This window comes from Rivibacter subsaxonicus, assembly GCF_004217215.1.
GTDB lineage: Bacteria > Pseudomonadota > Gammaproteobacteria > Burkholderiales > Burkholderiaceae_C > Rivibacter > Rivibacter subsaxonicus.
Genome location: NZ_SHKP01000005.1, coordinates 716,395 through 735,878, shown reverse-complemented (window position 1 = coordinate 735,878; position 19,484 = coordinate 716,395). Strand labels below are relative to the sequence as shown.

24 protein-coding genes and 1 tRNA gene are annotated in these 19,484 nt (G+C 70.9%); 20 read left to right on the top strand and 5 right to left on the bottom strand.

Annotated features, from left to right (window positions below):
* Positions 1 to 120: 120 nt before the first annotated feature.
* From alr to EV670_RS09340, 12 genes are all read left to right on the top strand, one after another.
* Entirely contained in the window at positions 121 to 1,236 is a 1,116-nt protein-coding gene (gene alr / locus EV670_RS09395) for an alanine racemase (protein ID WP_130431571.1), read from the top strand.
* A gap of 51 nt (positions 1,237 to 1,287) precedes the next feature.
* Positions 1,288 to 1,692, top strand: a complete 405-nt coding sequence (locus EV670_RS09390) for a DUF2177 family protein (protein ID WP_130431570.1) — start codon at positions 1,288 to 1,290, stop codon at positions 1,690 to 1,692.
* Between the two features lie 44 nt (positions 1,693 to 1,736).
* A complete protein-coding gene (locus EV670_RS09385) occupies positions 1,737 to 1,988 on the top strand; it encodes a GlsB/YeaQ/YmgE family stress response membrane protein (RefSeq protein ID WP_130431569.1) in 252 nt (83 codons plus the stop codon).
* Between the two features lie 16 nt (positions 1,989 to 2,004).
* Positions 2,005 to 2,538: a hypothetical protein gene (locus EV670_RS09380; protein ID WP_130431568.1), complete on the top strand. Its 534-nt coding sequence runs from the start codon at positions 2,005 to 2,007 to the stop codon at positions 2,536 to 2,538.
* Between the two features lie 13 nt (positions 2,539 to 2,551).
* Positions 2,552 to 2,965, top strand: coding sequence for an alternative ribosome rescue aminoacyl-tRNA hydrolase ArfB (gene arfB, locus EV670_RS09375; RefSeq protein ID WP_130431567.1), 414 nt, complete (start codon positions 2,552 to 2,554; stop codon positions 2,963 to 2,965).
* A gap of 27 nt (positions 2,966 to 2,992) precedes the next feature.
* The gene (gene radA, locus EV670_RS09370; protein WP_130431566.1) at positions 2,993 to 4,354 is read left to right on the top strand and encodes a DNA repair protein RadA; all 1,362 of its coding nucleotides are present in this window, start codon (positions 2,993 to 2,995) and stop codon (positions 4,352 to 4,354) included.
* 59 nt (positions 4,355 to 4,413) lie between these two features.
* Entirely contained in the window at positions 4,414 to 5,937 is a 1,524-nt protein-coding gene (locus tag EV670_RS09365) for a BCCT family transporter (RefSeq protein ID WP_130431565.1), read from the top strand.
* Between the two features lie 107 nt (positions 5,938 to 6,044).
* Complete coding sequence (locus tag EV670_RS09360) at positions 6,045 to 6,302, top strand: SHOCT domain-containing protein (RefSeq protein ID WP_130431564.1); 258 nt, start codon at positions 6,045 to 6,047, stop codon at positions 6,300 to 6,302.
* A 165-nt stretch (positions 6,303 to 6,467) separates the two neighbouring features.
* Positions 6,468 to 8,099: a choice-of-anchor I family protein gene (locus tag EV670_RS09355; RefSeq protein WP_242616889.1), complete on the top strand. Its 1,632-nt coding sequence runs from the start codon at positions 6,468 to 6,470 to the stop codon at positions 8,097 to 8,099.
* A gap of 73 nt (positions 8,100 to 8,172) precedes the next feature.
* Positions 8,173 to 8,517 carry an antibiotic biosynthesis monooxygenase family protein gene (locus tag EV670_RS09350; RefSeq protein WP_130431563.1) on the top strand — a complete coding sequence of 115 codons (345 nt, stop codon included), beginning with the start codon at positions 8,173 to 8,175 and terminating at the stop codon, positions 8,515 to 8,517.
* 3 nt (positions 8,518 to 8,520) lie between these two features.
* A complete protein-coding gene (locus EV670_RS09345; protein WP_130431562.1) occupies positions 8,521 to 9,324 on the top strand; it encodes a metallophosphoesterase family protein in 804 nt (267 codons plus the stop codon).
* Positions 9,314 to 9,712, top strand: coding sequence for a hypothetical protein (locus EV670_RS09340; protein WP_207225036.1), 399 nt, complete (start codon positions 9,314 to 9,316; stop codon positions 9,710 to 9,712). The genes EV670_RS09345 and EV670_RS09340 overlap by 11 nt, the downstream gene beginning before the upstream one ends.
* Positions 9,713 to 9,758: 46 nt before the next feature.
* Here the strand turns inward: EV670_RS09340 and EV670_RS09335 are convergent, their stop codons facing one another.
* Positions 9,759 to 10,595: a PEP-CTERM sorting domain-containing protein gene (locus EV670_RS09335; protein ID WP_130431561.1), complete on the bottom strand. Its 837-nt coding sequence runs from the start codon at positions 10,593 to 10,595 to the stop codon at positions 9,759 to 9,761.
* Between EV670_RS09335 and EV670_RS09330 the strand changes: the two genes are divergently transcribed.
* The 3 genes from EV670_RS09330 to waaF are packed head-to-tail and all read left to right on the top strand — an operon-like array spanning position 10,588 to position 12,810.
* On the top strand, positions 10,588 to 11,511 hold the full coding sequence (locus EV670_RS09330; protein ID WP_130431560.1) for a branched-chain amino acid transaminase: 924 nt from the start codon (positions 10,588 to 10,590) through the stop codon (positions 11,509 to 11,511). The two genes, EV670_RS09335 and EV670_RS09330, sit on opposite strands and share 8 nt — an antisense overlap.
* A gap of 5 nt (positions 11,512 to 11,516) precedes the next feature.
* Positions 11,517 to 11,732, top strand: a complete 216-nt coding sequence (locus EV670_RS09325) for a zinc-finger domain-containing protein (protein WP_130431559.1) — start codon at positions 11,517 to 11,519, stop codon at positions 11,730 to 11,732.
* Positions 11,733 to 11,742: 10 nt separating this feature from the next.
* Positions 11,743 to 12,810: a lipopolysaccharide heptosyltransferase II gene (gene waaF / locus EV670_RS09320; RefSeq protein WP_130431558.1), complete on the top strand. Its 1,068-nt coding sequence runs from the start codon at positions 11,743 to 11,745 to the stop codon at positions 12,808 to 12,810.
* Positions 12,811 to 12,933: 123 nt separating this feature from the next.
* Here waaF and EV670_RS09315 read toward each other — a convergent pair whose 3' ends face one another.
* Together EV670_RS09315 and EV670_RS09310 are read right to left on the bottom strand one after the other, a co-directional pair.
* Positions 12,934 to 13,644, bottom strand: a complete 711-nt coding sequence (locus EV670_RS09315; RefSeq protein ID WP_130431557.1) for an anti-sigma factor — start codon at positions 13,642 to 13,644, stop codon at positions 12,934 to 12,936.
* 82 nt (positions 13,645 to 13,726) lie between these two features.
* Positions 13,727 to 14,332, bottom strand: coding sequence for a sigma-70 family RNA polymerase sigma factor (locus EV670_RS09310; RefSeq protein ID WP_130431556.1), 606 nt, complete (start codon positions 14,330 to 14,332; stop codon positions 13,727 to 13,729).
* Positions 14,333 to 14,381: 49 nt separating this feature from the next.
* On the opposite strand from EV670_RS09310, the gene purU reads away from it, so the two are divergent.
* The 4 genes from purU to EV670_RS09290 all read left to right on the top strand — a co-directional run bounded on the left by purU (position 14,382) and on the right by EV670_RS09290 (position 17,433).
* Complete coding sequence (purU, locus tag EV670_RS09305; RefSeq protein WP_130431555.1) at positions 14,382 to 15,269, top strand: formyltetrahydrofolate deformylase; 888 nt, start codon at positions 14,382 to 14,384, stop codon at positions 15,267 to 15,269.
* Positions 15,270 to 15,288: 19 nt separating this feature from the next.
* A complete protein-coding gene (locus tag EV670_RS09300; RefSeq protein ID WP_130431554.1) occupies positions 15,289 to 15,729 on the top strand; it encodes a YybH family protein in 441 nt (146 codons plus the stop codon).
* A 25-nt stretch (positions 15,730 to 15,754) separates the two neighbouring features.
* Positions 15,755 to 16,774, top strand: coding sequence for a YheT family hydrolase (locus EV670_RS09295; RefSeq protein ID WP_130431553.1), 1,020 nt, complete (start codon positions 15,755 to 15,757; stop codon positions 16,772 to 16,774).
* Between the two features lie 104 nt (positions 16,775 to 16,878).
* Positions 16,879 to 17,433, top strand: a complete 555-nt coding sequence (locus EV670_RS09290) for a DUF2946 family protein (RefSeq protein ID WP_130431552.1) — start codon at positions 16,879 to 16,881, stop codon at positions 17,431 to 17,433.
* A 4-nt stretch (positions 17,434 to 17,437) separates the two neighbouring features.
* Here the strand turns inward: EV670_RS09290 and EV670_RS09285 are convergent, their stop codons facing one another.
* Positions 17,438 to 18,268 carry a hypothetical protein gene (locus EV670_RS09285; RefSeq protein ID WP_242616888.1) on the bottom strand — a complete coding sequence of 277 codons (831 nt, stop codon included), beginning with the start codon at positions 18,266 to 18,268 and terminating at the stop codon, positions 17,438 to 17,440.
* 77 nt (positions 18,269 to 18,345) lie between these two features.
* Positions 18,346 to 19,233, bottom strand: a complete 888-nt coding sequence (locus tag EV670_RS09280; RefSeq protein ID WP_130431551.1) for a c-type cytochrome — start codon at positions 19,231 to 19,233, stop codon at positions 18,346 to 18,348.
* Positions 19,234 to 19,408: 175 nt separating this feature from the next.
* On the opposite strand from EV670_RS09280, the gene EV670_RS09275 reads away from it, so the two are divergent.
* Positions 19,409 to 19,484 (top strand) — tRNA-Arg (locus tag EV670_RS09275).

The window sequence follows — 19,484 nt, the reverse complement described above, 5'->3', positions numbered from 1 at the left end:
CGCCGATCAGTGCCGCGCATGGTGCATGAATTGGACGCCGACTGGCCCGAGTCGCGACAGCGGCGACCGCCTGGCGCGCTACCCTAGACCCTGTTTCGCCGCGTTCACGAGAGCCCACGCATGCCCCGCCCGATCCAGGCCCTGATCCACGCCGAGGCGCTCAGCCACAACCTGGCGCGCGCGCGCGCCGCAGCGCCCGACTCACGCGTGTTCGCGGTCGTCAAGGCCAACGCCTACGGCCACGGCATCGAACGGGCCTATGAAGCGCTGCGCGGCGCCGACGGCTTCGCGCTGCTCGACCTGGCCGAGGCACAGCGGGTGCGCGACCTGGGCTGGCGCGGCCCGATCCTGCTGCTCGAGGGCGTCTTCGAGCCGCGCGACCTGGAGCTGTGCTCGCGCCTCAACCTGTGGCACACGGTGCACTGCGAGCAGCAGATCGACTGGCTGGCAATGCACAAGACGCACCAGCCGCAGCGCGTGTTCCTCAAGCTCAACAGCGGCATGAACCGGCTCGGCTTCGCGCCGACGGCATTTCGCACCGCCTGGACCCGGCTCGACGCGCTGCCCCAGGTCGACGAGATCTCGCTGATGACGCACTTCTCCGATGCCGACGGCGAACGCGGCATCGCGCACCAGCTGCAGCGATTCGACGAGCTCACGCGCGACCTGCCCGGCGAGCGCAGCCTCGCCAACAGCGCGGCGACGCTGCGCCACATGGGCGGCGGCCTGCGTTCCGATTGGGTTCGGGCCGGCATCGCGCTCTATGGCAGCGCGCCCGACCATCCGGCGCACGACATCGCTCACTGGCAGTTGCAGCCGACGATGACGCTGCGCTCGAAGCTGCTGGCGCTGCAGCACTTGCAGCCGGGCGACAGCATCGGCTACGGCAGCAGCTTCGTCGCCGAGCAGCCGCTGCGCATCGGCATCGTCGCCTGCGGTTATGCCGACGGCTACCCGCGCCATGCCGGCACCGGCACGCCGGTGCTGGTCGACGGCATTCGCACGCGCACCCTCGGCCGCGTTTCGATGGACATGCTGGCGGTCGACCTCGAGCCGGTCTTCGCGGCGCAGCACAACGCGCAGCCCGGCGCCGAGGTCACGCTCTGGGGCATGGGCCCGCGCGGCACGCGGCTGGCGATCGACGAGGTGGCGCACGCGGCGGGCACCATCGGCTACGAGCTGATGTGCGCGCTGGCGCCGCGGGTGCCGGTGGCGAGCGTCCCTGCGTCTGCATGAGTCGGCGCCGGCGGCGATGATCGTGGCGCCTGCCACTGCCCGCTTCCGCCGATGACCCTCCGCCTGCTTGCCGGCTACGCCACCGCCCTCGCCGTCCTGGCCGCGCTCGACGCCGTCTGGCTCGGGTGGGTGGCGCGCGACTTCTATCGCGAAGGCATCGGCCACCTGATGCGCGACAGCGGCTTTCGCATCGGCCCGGCGCTCGCCTTCTACCTGCTGTTTCCGCTCGGCCTGATGATCTTTGCGGTGCAGCCGGCATTGGCCGAGGGCTCGCTGCTGCGCGCCGCGCTGCTCGGCGCGCTGTTCGGCTTCTTCTGCTACGCCACCTACGACCTCAGCAACTTCGCCACGCTGCGCGACTGGCCGCTGCGCGTGACGCTGGTCGACATCGCCTGGGGCACGTTGGCCGGCGCGCTGGTGGCCACGGCGGCGGCGTGGGCGGCGTCGCGCTTCTGAGGCTGCGGCGCTACGATGAGGGCTCATTCAACCAGGAGGCTGCGATGGGATGGATCGGTACGATCGTGATTGGCCTGATCGTCGGCGCGCTGGCGCGCTTCATGCTGCCGGGCGAGCAGAAGATGGGGTTGATCCTCACCTGCTTGCTTGGCATCGGTGGCGCGCTGATCGCCACCTGGCTCGGCGGCATGCTTGGCTTCTACACACAGGGTGAGGCGGCGGGCTGGATCGCCTCGGTGCTCGGCGCGGTGCTGCTGCTGTTCGTGGTCGGCAAGTTGCGCAGCGGCAAGGGCTGAGCAAGGGCCGCGCACGATGGGGCTGGCCGAAACGATCGCGCGCCGGCGCGCGGCCACCGCGGCCCGCACCGCCGCAGTGCCGCCGACGCGGCTGGCCTGCCGGCGCCTGGCGCGCAAGGCCGCGCTCAAGGCGGCCGGCGTCTCGGCAATGCCGGTGGCCGGCGTCGACCTCTTCGTCAACGGCCACCTGCTGGCCGGCACGCTCGGCACCATCAGCAGCGCCTACGGCCTGTCGCCCGAGCAGATCGCCCGGCTGCCGGCGCCGGTGCGCACGCGGCTCGAGACGCTGACACGCCAGGTCGGCAGCTACATCATCGGCCGCAGCGTGACGCAGGCGGTGGTGATGCAGGTGCTGCAATCGGCCGGCGTGCGCATCGGCGCGCAGCAGGCCGCGAAGCTGGCGCCGGTGGTCGGGCTGGCAGCCTCGGGCGCGATCTCGGGCTGGCTGTTCCTGCGCATCTGCGATCGCCACATCGCCCACTGCGAGGAGATCGCGCGCCAGCTGCCGCAGTTGCAGGCGCCGGCCGACCCGCTGGTGATCGACATCTGAGCCTGCCTTCCAGATGACCCCGGCCGAGCGGCTGCGCGCCCTCATCGAGCGCGACGCCGAGTTCAGCGCGATCCGCGCCCAGGGCGCCGGCGGCCAGAACGTCAACAAGGTCTCGAGCGCGGTGCACCTGCGCCTGGATCTCGCCGCGTTGCCGCTGACCGAGGCTCACCGCGAACGCCTGCTGGCACTCGGCGACCAGCGCATCAGCGACGCCGGCGTGCTGGTGATCAAGGCCCAGAGCCATCGCAGCCAGCCGATGAACCGCGCGGATGCGATCGAACGCGCGCTCGATCTGCTGCTGAGCGTCGCAACCGCGCCGCGCAAGCGCATCGCGACCAAGCCGACGCGTGGCTCGCAGCGGCGGCGCGTGGACGACAAGCGCCAGCGCAGCGAGACCAAGGCGAATCGCGGACGCCCTTCCGAGTAGCCGCAGCCCGCACGCCACAATCGGCCGATGGCCAAGGAAAAGACCGTCTACACCTGCACCGAATGCGGTGGCACCAGCCCGAAGTGGCTCGGCAAATGCCCGAGCTGCGGCGCCTGGAACACGCTCGAAGAGGGCATCGCCGAAAGCGCGGCGACGCCGAAGAACCGCTACCAGTCGTTGGCGAAGAGCCAGCCGGTGGCCACGCTGGCCGAGGTCGAGGCCGGCGATGTCGAGCGCACCCCGACCACCATCGAGGAGCTCGACCGCGTGCTCGGTGGCGGCATCGTCGCCGGCGGCGTGGTGCTGATCGGCGGCGACCCCGGCATCGGCAAGAGCACGCTGCTGCTGCAGGCCGTCGATGCGCTGTCGGCGACGATGAAGGTGCTCTACGTCACCGGCGAGGAAAGCGTGGCGCAGGTCGCGCTGCGCTCGCGCCGGCTCGGCCTTGGCGGTAGCCAAGTGCGGGTGCTGGCCGAGATCGGCCTCGAGAAGATCCTCGCCACCATCGAGGCCGAGCAGCCGGCCTTTTGCGTGATCGACTCGATCCAGACGCTCTACTCCGACCAGCTCTCCTCGGCGCCGGGCTCGGTGGCCCAGGTGCGCGAATGCGCAGCGCAACTCACGCGCACCGCCAAGACCGGTGGCTGCACCATCGTGCTGGTCGGCCACGTGACCAAGGAGGGCGCGCTGGCCGGCCCGCGCGTGCTCGAGCACATCGTCGACACGGTGCTGTATTTCGAGGGCGACACCCACAGCAGCTTTCGCCTGGTGCGCGCGATCAAGAACCGCTTCGGCGCGGTCAACGAGATCGGCGTCTTCGCGATGACCGAGCGCGGACTCAAGGGCGTGGCCAATCCGAGCGCGATCTTTCTCTCGACGCACGGCGAGCCGGTGCCGGGCTCCTGCGTGCTGGTCACGCTGGAGGGCACGCGCCCGCTGCTGGTCGAGATCCAGGCGTTGGTCGACAGCGGCGGGCCGAGCCCGCGGCGGCTCAGCGTCGGCCTCGAGCGCGACCGCCTCGCGATGCTGCTGGCGGTGCTGCATCGGCACGCGGGCGTGAGCTGCATGGACCAGGACGTGTTCGTCAACGCCGTCGGTGGCGTGCGCATCAGCGAGCCGGCGGCGGACCTGTCGGTGCTGCTCGCGATCCAGAGCAGCCTGCGCGGCAAGCCGCTGCCGCGTGGCTTCGTCGCCTTCGGCGAGGTCGGCCTGGCCGGAGAAGTCCGTCCGGCGCCACGCGGCCAGGAGCGGCTGAAGGAGGCCGCCAAGCTCGGCTTCAGCGTCGCCATCGTGCCCAAGGCCAACGCGCCGAAGAAGGCGATCGAGGGGCTTACGGTGCACGCGGTCGAGCGCGTCGAGCAGGCGGTGGAGCTGATGCGCGGGCTGTAGGCGCGGCGACGCGCCTGGGCTAACCTGCAGCCGTGCCGCCGCACCGAACGGGAGGGTCCATGCGCCTGCGAGCCTCGGTCGTCTTCATCCTCGCTTTCGTGCTCTGGGGCCTGATCGCGCCGGCCAGCATGGCCAGCGTGTTCAAGACGGTACTGGCCGGCGTCACCACCAATTTCGGCTGGCTCTACCTGTGGGTGGTGCTGGGCCTGGTGGTACTGGCCCTCGTGCTGGCCTTCAGCCCGAGCGGCAACCTCAAGCTCGGCGGCGAGGACGACGAGCCCGCCTTCTCGCTCGGCAGCTGGTTCGCGATGCTGTTCGCCGCCGGCATGGGCATCGGCCTGGTGTTCTGGGGCGTCGGCGAGCCGCTCTCGCACTTCGGCAACCCGCCGCCCGGCATCACGCCGCGCACGCCGGAGGCGGCCAACGCGGCGATGCGCTACAGCTTCTTCCACTGGGGCCTGCATCCGTGGGCGGTCTACAGCATCGTCGGGCTCTCGATCGCCTTCTTCCAGCTGCGCCGCGGCGCGCCGGCGCTGGTCAGCGCGGCCACCTCGTCGCTGCCGTGGCCCTGGCTGCGGCGGCTGGCGCCGCTGATCGACATCCTGGCGATCGTCGCCACCGCCTTCGGCGTGGCGGCCTCGCTCGGCATCGGCGCGCTGCAGATCGGCAGCGGGCTGCACCATGTGTTCGGCCTGCCGACCGGCGTGGTCTCGCAGATCGGCATCATCGTCGTCGCCACGCTGCTGTTCATCGGCTCGGCGGTCTCGGGCGTCGATCGCGGCGTCAAGTGGCTCTCCAGCGCCAACCTGCTGGTGGCGCTGGCGCTCGCGCTGGTGGTGTTCGTGCTCGGGCCGACGGTGGCGCTGATCGACACCTTCAGCACCACCCTCGGCGCCTACCTCAGCGAGTTCGTGCGCATGAGCCTGCGCACCACGCCCTTCACCGACAGCAGCTGGGTCGGCGACTGGACCGTCTTCTACTGGGCCTGGTGGATCTCGTGGTCGCCCTTCGTCGGCCTGTTCATCGCGCGCGTCTCGCGCGGCCGCACGATCCGCCAGTTCGTGCTCGGCACCGTGCTGGCGCCCACCCTGGCGGCGGCGCTGTGGTTCTCGATCTTCGGCGGCACCGCGCTCTGGCTCGAGATCTTCAAGGGCGTGCCGCTGGCCGCCGCGGCCAGCGCCGATATCTCGACCGTGCTGTTCCACATGTTCAACGCACTGCCGCTGTCGATGCTGATGTCGGCGGTCGCCACCGTGCTGGTGCTGGTGTTCTTCGTCACCTCGGGCGACTCGGCGACGCTGGTGCTCGGCATCATGAGCCGCGACGGCGACCCCGACCCGCCGGCGCGCGTGAAGGCGACCTGGGGCGCGTTGATCGCCGGCATCGCGATCAGCCTGCTGCTCTCGGGCGGCGTCGAAGCGGTGCAGACCGCGACCATCGTCTTCGCACTGCCCTTTGCCGGTGTCATCGTGCTGATGGCGATCGCGCTGTGGCGCGGCGTGCGCGAGGACTGGGCCGTCGAGCAGCAGCGCGAACGCGCGCTGCGGCGCAAGCTGCGCGCTCTGGCCGACCAGCAGAAGTGAGGCAGCGGGCCTTTGCTTGACAAGCGCCGGACCACCGCGATGATGGGTTCGTTCCCGCCTCCCCTCGCGGGCAAGTCTTGCTTCCGTGCTTCAAGGAGTACCGCACCATGATTCTTCGCAGAGCCGCCAAGACCGCGGGCCGAACCGCGCTGATCGTCAAGACCGCGGAGGCCGTCAGCCGGCCGAGGGCGGCGGCACCACAGCCGGTCGCGGCGATGCCACCCGCAGCGGCCGCCGCCGCACCGGCCGGTGGCCTGACGCCGGAGAAGATCGAGACGCTGAAGAAGCTGGCCGAGCTCAAGACGCAGGGCATCCTGTCCGAGGCCGAGTTCGAGGTCGAGAAGGCCAAGCTGCTGCACGGCTGAGCGCGCACGGTGCCGCCGCGCCACGGCGCGGCGCGCCTTCACCGCGGCGTCACATGCCATCCCTATCGTTCCGGGTTTTGTCCGGAATGCCGGGGAGGGCACCCAGTGAAGCCATCGAATCGTAGGTTTGTCCCGGGTCGTCGACCCGCCATCGGCCGCGCGTGCGTGGCGCTTGCGCTTGGCCTCGGTTCGCTCGCGCTGATCGCCTGCGGCGGCAGTGACGACGAAGCTGCACCGACACCACCGGAGCCGACGCCGGTCGGCCTGAGCCTCGAGAAGATCGGTGCCTACGACGGCGGCGCGCTCGGCGCGGCCGAGATCACCGCCTTCGACGCGCGCAGCAAGCGGCTGTTCGTGGTCAACGGCGCCAACGGCACGGTCGACGTGCTCGATCTCGCCAACCCCGCGGCGCCGGTCAAGCTCGCCACGATCAGCGTGGCCAGCCTCGGCGCCGCGGTCAACAGCGTCGCGGTCCATGACGGCCTGGTCGCGCTGGCGGTCGAGGCCAGCCCGAAGACCGCACCCGGCAAGGTGGCCTTCTACAACGCCGCCGATCTGGCCGCGCTCGGCTCGGTGACGGTGGGCGCGCTGCCCGACATGCTGGTGTTCACGCCCGACGGCAGCAAGCTGCTGGTCGCCAACGAGGGCGAGCCCAACAGCTACGGCCTGCCCGATTCGGCCGACCCGGAGGGCTCGATCAGCATCGTCACGCTCAACCGCAGCGGCAGCACCATCGCGCCGACGGTGGCGACGGCGGACTTCGGCGCCTTCAACACGCAGATCGATGCGCTGCGCGCGGCCGGCGTGCGCATCTACGGTCCCGGCGCGACCGTGGCGCAAGACCTCGAGCCCGAGTACATCGCGCTCTCCGACGATGGCCGGACGGCCTGGATCACGCTGCAGGAGAACAACGCGGTGGCGGTGCTCGACGTGGCCGCGGCGCGCGTGACCGCGATCAGGCCGCTCGGCCTCAAGGACCACAACCTGGCGGGCTTCGGCCTCGACGCCAGCGACGAGGACGGCGGCACCGACACCAACAGCGGCACGCCGCTGTTGAAGATCGGCCCGCAGCCGGTCAAGGGCATGTACCTGCCGGACGCGATCGCCAGCTACATGGTCGGCGGCCAGACCTACCTGCTCACCGCCAACGAGGGCGATGCGCGCGCCGACTGGCCCGGCTTCAACGAGGAAACGCGGGTCCGTGCGCACTGCAGCGCCGGCCTCGACCCGGCGGTCTTCGGCGCCGACGCGGCGCGCCTGCTGCTGGACTCCAACCTCGGCCGGCTGCGCATCACCACCTCGCCCAACGGCAACGACAGCGGCAAGAACGCGCTCGGCCAGTGCACCCAGCTCACCAGCTTCGGCGGCCGCTCGTTCTCGATCTGGAATGCCGACCTGGTGCGCGTCTTCGATTCCGGCGACCAGTTGGAGCAGCGCACGAGCGCCCTGCCCAACGCCGCCTTCAACGCCAGCCACGACAACAACAGCCTCGACAGCCGCAGCGCCAGCAAGGGGCCGGAGCCCGAGGGCGTGGTGATCGGCCGCTTCGGCGCCCGGAGCTTTGCCTTCATCGGCCTCGAGCGCGTCGGCGGCGTGATGGTCTACGACATCAGCATCCCGAGCGCACCGAGCTTCGTGAGCTACCTCAACACCCGCAGCGCCGACACCGACGACCGCGGGCCGGAGGGGCTGGCGCTGATCCAGGCGGCGCAATCGCCCAACGGCAAGCCGCTGCTGGTGGTCGGTCACGAGGTCAGCGGCACGACCGCGGTGCTGCAGATCAACCTGAGCTACTGAAGATGGACCGCGGCGGCGGTGCCGCCGACGGCAGGGCTTAAGCTCGCAGGCCCGTGTTTCCTGCCGCTCGCCAATGCCCACGCCGCCGACGCCCGCCCGGACCCCGCAGCCGCCGTACTGGGCCGTGATCTTCGTCAACCGGCGCACCGAGGCCGGCGACGAGGACTACGGCGTGACGGCCGCGCGCATGGTCGAACTCGCCAGCACCTCGCCCGGCTTTCTCGGCATCGACAGCGTGCGCGGCGCCGACGGATTCGGCATCACCGTCAGCTACTGGCGCAGCGAGGAAGACATCGCTGCCTGGAAGCGCCAGGCCGAGCACCTCGAGGCGCAGCGGCGCGGCCATCGCGAGTGGTACGCCGGCTTCGAGCTGCGCGTGGCCAAGGTCGAGCGCGCCTACGGCAAGCGCGAGGACTGAGCCTTGAGGCTGGCGATCGTCTCCGACATCCACGGCAACCTGCCGGCGCTCGAGGCGGTCTTCGCCGAGATCGAGCGTGCGTCGGTCGATGCCGTGCTCAACCTCGGCGACATCGCCAGCGGCCCCCTGTGGCCGCGCGAGACGCTGGCCTGGCTGATGGCGCGCGACTGGCCGACGATCGCCGGCAACCACGAACGCCAGCTCCTGACCCAGCCGCCCGAGCGCATGAGCCCGAGCGACGCCTTCGCGGCCGGCGCGATCACCGAGGCGCAGCGCGCCTGGCTGGCGGCGCTGCCGCCGACGCGCCGCTTCAGCGACGCCGTCTGGTGCTGCCACGGCACGCCGGCCAGCGACCTGGTCTACCTGCTGGAGACGGTGACGCCGGGCTTCGTGCGCGGCAGCGATCCGGGCCTGCGCGCGGCCAGCGACGCCGAATTGCGGGAGCGCATGGGCGACTGGGCCGGCGGCCCCGAGCTGGTGCTCTGCGGCCACTCGCATGTGCCGCGCGCGCAGCAGTGCGCCGACGGGCCGCTGGTCCTGAACCCCGGCAGCGTCGGCCTGCCGGCCTACGACGATGCCCATCCGCTGCCGCACATGGTGGAGTGCGGCAGTCCGCACGCGCGCTGGGCGCTGGCCGAGCGCGGCGCGGGCGGCTGGTCGCTGCAGTTGCGCGCGACCGTCTACGATCACGAGTCGGCGGCGCGGCGCGCCGAACACAACGGTCGTGGCGACTGGGCCGACGCGCTGCGCAGCGGTCGTGTGGGCCGCATGGAACACGAGATTGGAGCAATGAACGATGGTCGGTAGCACGACGAGCTGGTTGCTGGCAGCCGTCTTCTTTGGCCTCGCGACCGCGCAGTTCGGCTGGCAGGGTGCGGTGCTGGCCGGCACCGTGATCGCGTTCTGGATGCTCTTGCAGTTCAGCCGCGCGCTGCGCGTGCTGCGCAAGACCGCAGACCGGCCCAAGGGTCATGTGGAGAGCGCCGCGGTGCTGGGCAGCAAGCTGCGCAAGGGCATGACGCTGGCCAAGGTGCTGCCGCTGACCAGGAGCCTCGGTCTCAAGTGCGAGGCCGGGCCGGGCGAGGAGCGCTGGCGCTGGGCCGATGCCGGCGGCGATGCGCTGACGCTGCGCTTCGTCGGGGGCTATCTGGTCGACTGGACGCTGGAGCGCTCGACGGAGCCGAACCCGCCATGAAAGAGACCCCGCGCTGCGGGGTCTCGGATACGACCAGGGCCGTGCCCTAGCGCTGGCGTCGGCGCGCCCCGAAGCCGAGCGCGGCGAGGCCTGCCAGCATCAGCGCGTAGCTCGCCGGCTCGGGCACCACGGTCGCGGGTACCTTGTCGCTGCCGCCGTTGGCGAAACCGCGGAAGCGAGTCAGGAAGACGGCCGACTTGTTCTCGCCACCAGCGCTCAGGAAGTCATCGGCGTCAAACAGGCCACCGCTCACATTGAAGGTCCAGGTCGCCGCGGCGCCGATGCTGAGTCCGGCCGAGGGGGCTCCGCCGCCGTTGTAGGGCGAGCCGACACCGACGCCGTACTCGAAGCCATTGAACGGAGCCGTGTTCGGCCCGGTCAGGAAAGTGGAGAACGAGCCCAGCGTTGCACTGGCAAAGCTCAGCGAGGCAGCCGCAGGTGCGTTGAAGGCAAACGCCGTCAGATAGCCGCCCAGGCTCGACGGCGACTCGTTGCGCAGCGTCACGCTGAGCACGCTCGTGCTGTCGTCGTAGCTCACCAGCCCGGAGAACGTGGCGCCGGACCCGCCGGTACTGGCGCCGACATCGCCGGCGATCGGCACCGTCGTGACGGCCGCCTGCGCCATCCCACTGCCGAAAAGAGCGAGCGCGAGCACTGCAGACCTGAAACCGAGCATATCCATCTCCTCATGCAGAGCCGGCAATCGCGCCGGCGAATGCAAGCCAGTGTCGGCCGCCCGCATCGACTCGCCAACGTGCACGCACCCCGTGTTCGCAGGGCGCATGGGCCGCCGGGCCACAGCGCCCCCTGGAGCCGGGGTCGGCGGCGGCACGACGCCTAAAATCGCGTTCTTCATCCCTGCTTCGAGACCCACCATGTCCATGGACGACCGCGACGGCAAGATCTGGATGGACGGCGAACTCGTGGAGTGGCGCGACGCCAGGATCCATGTTCTCTCGCACACGCTGCACTACGGCTGCGGCGCCTTCGAGGGCGTGCGCGCCTACAACACGGCCAAGGGCACCGCGATCTTCCGGCTGCGCGAGCACACCGAGCGGCTGTTCAACAGCGCCAAGATCCTGCGCATGAAGATCCCGTTCTCGCTCGAGCAGGTCGAGGCGGCGCAGAAGCAGGTGGTGCGCGAGAACCAGCTCGAAAGCTGCTACCTGCGTCCGCTCACCTGGATCGGCTCCGAGAAGCTCGGCGTCAGCCCCAAGGGCAACAAGATCCACCTGATGGTCGCGGCCTGGGCCTGGGGCGCCTACCTCGGCGAGGAAGGCCTGCAGCGCGGCATCCGCGTCAAGACCAGCAGCTACACCCGCCATCACGTGAACATCACGATGACGCAGGCCAAGGCGGTCAGCAACTACACCAACAGCATCCTGGCCAACATGGAAGCCCTCGACGACGGCTACGACGAGGCGCTGCTGCTCGACGCCTCGGGCTTCGTCAGCGAGGGCGCCGGCGAGAACCTGTTCGTCATCAAGGGTGGCGTGGTCTACACGCCGGACCTGAGCGCAGGCGCGCTCAACGGCATCACCCGCAACACGATCTTCCACATCTGCGAGGACCTGGGCCTGAAGCTGGTCGAGAAGCGCATCACCCGCGACGAGGTCTACATCTGCGACGAGGCCTTCTTCACCGGCACCGCGGCCGAGGTCACGCCGATCCGCGAGCTCGATCGCATCGAGCTCGGCCGCGGCTCGCGCGGGCCGATCACCGAGAAGATCCAGAGCGCGTTCTTCGACATCGTCAATGGCCGCAACCCCAAGTACGCCCACTGGCTGAGCCTGGTCTGAATCCCATGAGCACCACCCACACCCAAGACACGCAGGCGGCCGTCATGGTCGGCGAGAAGGACCTCGCCGGCCCCGGCGCGGTGTTCTGCCCGAACCCGAAGATGACGCTGTGGAACGCCCACCCCAAGGTGTTCATCGACGTCGGCACCACCGGCGAGGGCAAGTGCCCGTACTGCGGCACGGTCTACCGGCTCGAGGGCGGCGCGCGTCACGGGCACTGAGCTCGCCACCATGAACAGCGCCAGCCTCGTCGTCGCGCCGCAATGGATCGGCGACGCGGTGATGGCGCAGCCGCTGATCGAGGCGCTGGCGCGGCGCGGCGAGCGCGTCACGGTGGCGGCGCTGCCGTGGATCGCCCCGGTCTGCCGCGCGATGCCCGGCGTGTCCGAAGTGGTGGCCTGGCCCTTCGCCCACGGCAAGCTCGACTGGGCCGCGCGCCGCGCCGCCGCCGCCGAGCTGCGCGGTCGTTTCGACGCGGCCTATGTGCTGCCCAACTCGATCAAGTCGGCACTGGTGCCGTGGCTGGCGCGCATCCCCAGGCGCGTCGGCTACGTCGGCGAGGGGCGGCCGCTGCTGCTCAACCGGCGCCTGCCCAATCCGCCGAAGACGGCGACGCACCGCATGCCGATGGTCGCCTTCTACGGCGCGCTCGCCGGCGAGGGGGCCGTGCCGCCCGACGCGCGGCCACGGCTCGCGGTCGATACGACCCTGCGCGCCACCACGCTGGCGCGCCTCGGCCTGAGTTCGCAGCAGTACTGGGTCTTCGCGCCGGGCGCCGAGTACGGCCCGGCCAAGCGCTGGCCGAGCGCGCACTACGCGACGCTGGCGCGCCAGCTTCACGCCCAGCACCGGCTGCCGGTGCTGCTGCTGGGCTCGGCCAAGGAGGCCGACATCGCCGACGAGATCGCCGCGCTGGCGCCGGGCGCCTGCAAGGCGCTGGCCGGCCAGACCTCGCTCGACGAGGCAATCGCGCTGATCGAGCAGGCGCGCGGCGTGGCCAGCAACGACTCGGGCCTGATGCACGTGGCCGCCGCCTTCGGCGTGCCGCAGGCCGCGGTGTTCGGCTCGACCAGCCCCGCGCACACGCCGCCGCTGAGCCCCAACGCGCGCGTGCTCTGGCTCAAGGACGGCAGCGGCGGCCGCACCGACCTGGACTGCCTGCCCTGCTTCGAGCGCGAGTGCCGCTTCGGCCACCTGCGCTGCCTCCAGGACATCGCGCCCGAGCGCGTCGCGCGGGCGCTGGAAGAGGCGGTGGTGGGCGCGGAGGCGCTCAACGGCCCGGCAACTCAGCGGCCGTAGGCCGGCCGGAGCCGTTCGGGCTGAGCTATCGAAGGCCCTGAGCCGTCGGAGCGAGCGCTTCGATACCTCAGCGCGAACGGAACCTGGTTGACCGCCGCAGAAGGCCGCGACGCACAAGGCCGCTCAGGTCTGCAGCTTGCCCACCGACAGGATCGGCCCGGTCGGCGCGCCGGTCTTCGATCCGCCGGCGGGCTCCAGGCTCACGGCGAAGGCCGCGGTGTCCTTCAGCAGCTTCGTCTGCAGCACGGTCGTCGCCTGTTGCGCGGACACCAGACCGAGCGAGCGCGGCGCGCCGCTGGCCGGCACCGCCCACAGCTCGAGCGCCTTGCTGGCCTCGATCGGCAATTCGCCGATCGGCTTGAGGACCAGCGCGCGGCCATCGGCCGAGAGGCTGGCGACAAAGCTGGCCTTGATCGACGACGGTAAAGCACCGGCGGCGTCGGGATTGGCGTTCAGCACGATCACGATCGGCGGCTCGACCGGCAGCGGCTGGCTGATGACGAGGCCGAGCGCCAGCGCGGCCACGGTGGCGAGGCCGGCCGCGCCCTGCCACAGGCCGAGTTGCTGCCACCAGCGGCGCGGCGCCGCGGCCGCGGCGCCCGCCGCCGCGAACAGGCGCTGCTCGATCGCGTGCCAGACCTGCGGCGAGGGCTCGACCGCCGGCGCCGCGACGGCCAGTGGCGCGAGCCGTTCCTGCCACGCCGCCACCGAAGCGCGCAGCGTCGGGTGCGCCTGCAGCAGCACTTCGAAGCGGCGTCGCGCCGGACCGCGCAGCGTGCCGAGCACGTACTCGCTGGCGAGGCGTTCGGCGAGTTCGGGGCGGGCGTAGTCCATGGTCAGTACGCGCCGGGCCGCCCCAAGCGCACTGGCGCCCCCTCGGGGGGCAGCGAACATGGTGAGCGTGGGGGCATCATGATCAAGCCGCCCCGATGGCAGCGCGCTCGAGGCAGGCCTTCAGCGCGATCAGCGCGCGCCGGACCCAGCTCTTGACCGTGCCCAGTGGCTGCCGCAGATGCTCGGCGACCTCGCCATGCGAGAGGCCCTGGTAGTAGGCCAGCGACAGGCACTGCTGCTGTTCGGCCGACAGCCGTGCCAGGCAGCCGCGCAGCGCCAGCGCCGCGTCGGCCTGTTCGCGCAACTGCTGCGGCCCGGGCTCGGCCGAGGCAAAGCGTGCGAGCAGGTCCTGCTCCTCGCCATCGGCGCCGGTGACGCTGGTGCTCAGCGTGGCGGGCTCGGCCCTGCGCCGGCGCAGGCTGTCGATGGCGCGGTGGCGCGCCACGCTGGCGAGCCAGGCCATCGGCGCGGCCAGCGTGGCGTTGTAGCTTCCGGCCGCCTTCCACACGTTCACGAACACCTCCTGCAAAACGTCCTCGGCTTGCGCCCGGTCGTTCTGGATACGCAGGATCACGCCCAGCAGATGCGCGCTGCACGTGCGGTACAGCACGCCAAACGCGGCCCGGTCGCCCAGCGCCACGCGGGCCAGCAGAGCCTGCAGTTCGGGCGCGGGATCGACGCTGCTCATCGGCGCGATTCTATGGACGCGATGACGCCCTTCGTACAATGGCCGCCTGATGTCGCAAGCCGCTCCCGAGTTCATCCTCACGCTGTCGTGCCGCGACACCCGCGGCATCGTCCACGCCGTCTCGGGCCTGCTGCTGGAGGCCGGCTGCAACATCATCGACTCGCAGCAGTTCGGCGACCTGCAAAGCGCCGACGCCAGCGGCCTGTTCTTCATGCGGGTGCATTTCGAGGCGCCGCCGAGCGTCGCCGGCGTGACGGCCCTGCAGCCGCTGCTGGCCGAGCTGCGCCGCCGCTTCGACATGGACCTGCAACTGCACGCCTGTGCCCGCAAGCCGCGCCTGCTGGTGCTGGTCAGCAAGCATGGCCATTGCCTCAACGACCTGCTGTTCCGCTGGCACAGCGGCACGCTTTCGGTCGAGGTGGCGGGCGTGGTGAGCAACCATCCCGACTTTCGGAGCCTGGTCGAGGGCTACGGCCTGCCGTTCCACCACCTGCCGCTGACGACCGGATCGAGCGCCGAGACCAAGCGCGCCCAGGAACGCCAGATCGAGGCATTGGTGGAGCGCCACGAGGTCGACCTGGTCGTGCTGGCGCGCTACATGCAGATCCTCTCGAGCGAGTTCTGCGGCTTCCTGGCCGGGCGCGCGATCAACATCCACCACAGCTTCCTGCCCAGCTTCAAGGGCGCGCGGCCCTACGAGCAGGCGCATGCGCGCGGCGTCAAGCTGATCGGTGCCACCGCGCACTACGTGACGCCCGAGCTCGACGAAGGCCCGATCATCGAGCAGGACGTGGCGCGGGTGGACCACACGCTGTCGCCCGAGGACTTCACCGCGATCGGCCGCGATGTCGAAAGCGTGGTGCTGGCGCGCGCCGTCAAGTGGCACGTGGAGCACCGCGTGCTGCTCAACGGCCAGCGCACGGTCGTCTTCCGCTGAACCCCATCTGCCTGCCCCGATGCCCACGACACCAAAGGCTCCGCCCTCGACGCCCGACGACATCGAGGCCAGCTTCTACGAGGCGATGCAGAAGGGTGACGCCGACCTTCTGATGTCGGTCTGGTCCGACGACGAGGAGATCGCCTGCGTGCATCCCGGCGGGCCGCGCATGGTGGGCGCGGCGGCGATCCGCGCGGCCTTCGAGGCGATCTTCGCCAACGGCGCGGTCGACGTGCATCCCGACAAGGTGCGCAAGCTCCTTACCAACAGCAGCGCGGTCCATCACGTGCTGGAACGGGTGCGCATCATGAGCGAGGAAGGGCCGCAACAGGCTTACGCGATCGTCACCAACGTTTACCTCAAGACCCCGCTCGGCTGGCGCATGGTGCTGCACCATGCGAGTCCGGGCTCGGCGCGCGAGCTCCAGGAAATCAGCGAGGCGCCGTCCACGCTGCATTGAGGCGTTGTTGTTGTTGTCTGCACCGATGTCGGCCGTCCTTCCTACCCAAGCAACCGAATCCCCCGAAGCCCGCCTCAGCGCGCCGCGCTGGCTGCCGGGCGGCAACGCGCAGACCATCTGGCCGGCGCTGATGTCGCGCCGCTTCCATGGCCCGACGCCGACCTGGACCCGCGAACGCTGGGCCACGCCCGACGCCGACTTCATCGACGTCGACTTCGGCGGCGACTGGACCGCCGGCAGCCAGACACCGGTGCTGGTGCTGTTCCACGGCCTCGAGGGCTCCTCGGGCAGCCATTACGCGCAGGCCTTCGCCCACTGGGCGCGACAACAGGGCTGGCGCATCGTGGTGCCTCATTTCCGCGGCTGCTCGGGCGAGCTCAACCTCGGCCCGCGCGCCTACCACTCGGGCGACTACGAGGAGATCGGCTGGGTCCTCGCGCGGCTGCGCCAGCGTGCCGGCCGGCGTGTGGTGGCGGTCGGCGTCTCGCTCGGCGGCAACGCGCTGCTGCGCTGGGCCGAGGAGGCCGGCGAGCAGGCCTCGCAGACCGTGCATGCGGTGGCCTCGATCAGCTCGCCGATCGACCTCGCGGCCGGCGGCCACGCCATCTCGCGCGGCTTCAACCGGCAGGTCTACACCCGCATGTTCCTGCGCTCGATGAAGCCCAAGGCGCTGGCCAAGCTGGCCCAGCATCCGGGGCTGTTCAGCCGCGAGCGGCTGCTCGCCGCCGCCGATCTCTACGAGTTCGACAACGTCTTCACCGCGCCGCTGCACGGCTTCAAGAACACCGACGACTACTGGGCGCGCGGCTCGGCCAAGCCGCACCTGCATGCGATCCGGGTGCCGGCGCTGGTGCTCAATGCGCGCAACGATCCCTTCGTGCCGGCCTCCTGCCTGCCGGCGCAGCACGAGGTCGGTCGCCATGTCACGCTGTGGCAGCCGGCGCATGGAGGCCATGTGGGCTTCGCGGCCGGCGGCTTTCCGGGCCATGTGATGCGCCTGCCGCAGGCGGTGATGGGCTGGATGCGGACCCACGTCGGCGACTGAGGGCCGCGGCTCCAAGCCCGAGAGTTAGGGCTTGGACGGCCCGAAGGACGCGAGCTCTGCGACGGCATGAGTCGGCTGCGCCGCGCGGCGCACAATCGCCCGCGATGGACGAGATCGTCAAGGCAGCACTGAAGAAGTGGCCCAACGTGCCGGCCTGCCGCGGCTGGCTTGGCCTCGACGCGCGCGGCGACTGGTACATGCGCGACGACCGGGTCCAGGCCGCCGGCTCCTTTCCGCAGGTCAAGGGCAGCCGCCTGCGCCACGAGAAGCTGTGCGAGTTCATCCACCGCAACTACGAGGCCGATGCCGACGGCTGCTGGTACTTCCAGAACGGACCGCAGCGCGTCTATGTCGAGCTTGAAGCGGCCCCGCTGCTGGTGGGCGTCGCGCGCCGGGACGACGCCAGCTTCGCGCTCGAGACCCACACCGGACTGGCGGTGCTGCAAGTCCAGAGCAGCTGGCTCGACGAGCATGGCCGCCTGTTCCTCGCCACCGAGCGCGGCTTCGGGCTGGTGCGCTCGCTCGACATGGACACCGCCGCCGACGCCGTGACGCTCGGCCTGTGGACGCCGCAGCAGATGGACTTCGCGCAGATGCCGGCGCGCTTCGGCTACGTGCTCAGCCCGCAGCGCACCGGGACCGGGGCGCCGGCGGTCTAGAGCCTCAGTTGCCGACGCTGAGATTCAAGCCGGCGGTGATGGTGAACCTGGGCAAGGCCTGCCCCTGGTGCGCCACGGACCACTGCGGCTCCATGTAGAAGTTCAGCACGCTGGTGCCGGCCTTGATCGCCTTGCCGCCGCCGAAGCCGACCGGAATCACGTAGTCGCCGTTGCGCAGATCGAAGCGCCAGGCCGCGGTCGAGCGCAGGTACCAGCCACGATCGAAATTGAAGTAGGCCAGCGGCTGCAGCGCGATGGCGTCGACGTCCTGGCGCTCGCCGTCGCCGGCGAAGGAGCGCTGCCATTGCAGGCGCGCGCCGAGCAGACGTGCCGGGCTGACGGCGAGCGCGACCGCGTCGACGCCGGCCTGCCACTTGCCGGCGCCGAGCTCGTCGCTGGAGGCGGTCGGCAGCGTCAGCATCGGCCCGATGCCGAGCTGCAGTCCCTGCGCGTGCAGCACGAACAGGTCGGACAGGCTCAGGTCGCCCGGGCCCACCGTGCTGCCACCGCCCGGTGCCGGGCGCGAGCTGAACGGCAGCGTGAGGCCCAGCACCTGCGGCACGCCGATCAAGCCGTTCGGCGCCACCGGCAACAGTCCGCGGACGAAGAAGTCGTTGATCTCGGCGCTGCTCTCATGCAGGTACGGCGAGTACTGGTTCTGCACGTTCAGCGCCGCGAACGGGGCCAGCGGGTTGTTGCTGCGGTTGAGCAGTTCGGCGTCGGCCGATTGCGCGCTCGCGCTCGGTGGTGCCAGCAAGGCGGCAGCGGCGAGGAGCGCCAGGCCGGCGGCGGGCCTGGATCGGGTTGTCTGTCGTTGCTGCTGCTGCGGTTCCATCGATGAAGCTCCTGCTCGGGTCGCGACCACGAAAAAGGGGGCCGCGGCCCCCTCTTCTGTTGCCGATCGCGGCAACCTTACTTGACGGTGCCCACCATGTAGGCGACGACCGCCTTGATATCGGCATCGCTGGCGGCGACCGCGCCACCCTTGGGCGGCATCGCGCCCTTGCCCTTGATCGCACTGGCGGTCAGGCCATCGACGCCGGTGGCCAGGCGCGGCGTCCACGCGGCCTTGTCACCGAGCTTCGGCGCACCGGCCACGCCGGCGGCATGGCAGACCGCGCAGTTCTGGGTGTAGAGCGCGGGCGTCGCGTCGGCCTTGGCTGCCGGCGCGGCGGCGGCTGCCACCGGCGTGGCCGCGGGTGCCGGAGCAGCAGCGACCGGCGCAGCCACCGGGGCCGCGGTTGCCGCCGGGGCGGCAGCGCCGGCAGCGGCCGGGGCCTTGGGCTCTTCGAACTTGGCGCCGCCGGCATTGGCCATGTGGACCACGGCGCGTCCGATCTCGAGATCGCTCAGGTCGCCGCCCCCCTGGGCGCCCATCGCGCCCTTGCCCTTGAGGGCCGACGTCAGCAGCGCCTCGTAGCCGGTCTTGATGCGCGGGCCCCAGGCCGCGGCATCGCCGAGCTTGGGCGCGCCCGCCAGCCCCGCGGCGTGGCAGGCCGCGCACTGCGCGTTGAAGGCCTGCTCGCCGGTCTTGAGGGCTCCGGCATCCGACAGGTCCTTGACCACCACCTGCCCCACCGGCTGGATGCGCGCGGCGACGGCCTCCGGGCCGAGCGCGTCGGAGCCGGCCGGTGCCGAGCTCTGGTGGTAGACGTAGTTGACGAGCAGCACGATGCCGAAGATCGGCACCAGGAACGAGAACAACACCGCCAGGATCAGCTGCTTGGGCGTGCGGATCGGACCTTCGTGGTTGGGTTCGTGGTGCGCGTGATGCGGATCGTGCGGCGTGGCGTCGCTCATGACTTCCTCGTCGGGCGCCGGCGGGCGCCGAGTCTGTTCGGGGGCTGGATGGCTGGCCGCGGCGCGGCACGTCTTCTTGCGCATGGCCAGGCCACGCAAAGCCTGCGGATTATACGGAGCCGCCGGCGCCTGGCCGCGATCGCCGGTGGGGCCTCGGCTACACTTGCGGCCCCGAGCGCCCGTAGCTCAATGGATAGAGTACTGCCCTCCGAAGGCAGGGGTTGCTGGTTCGATCCCAGCCGGGCGCGCCA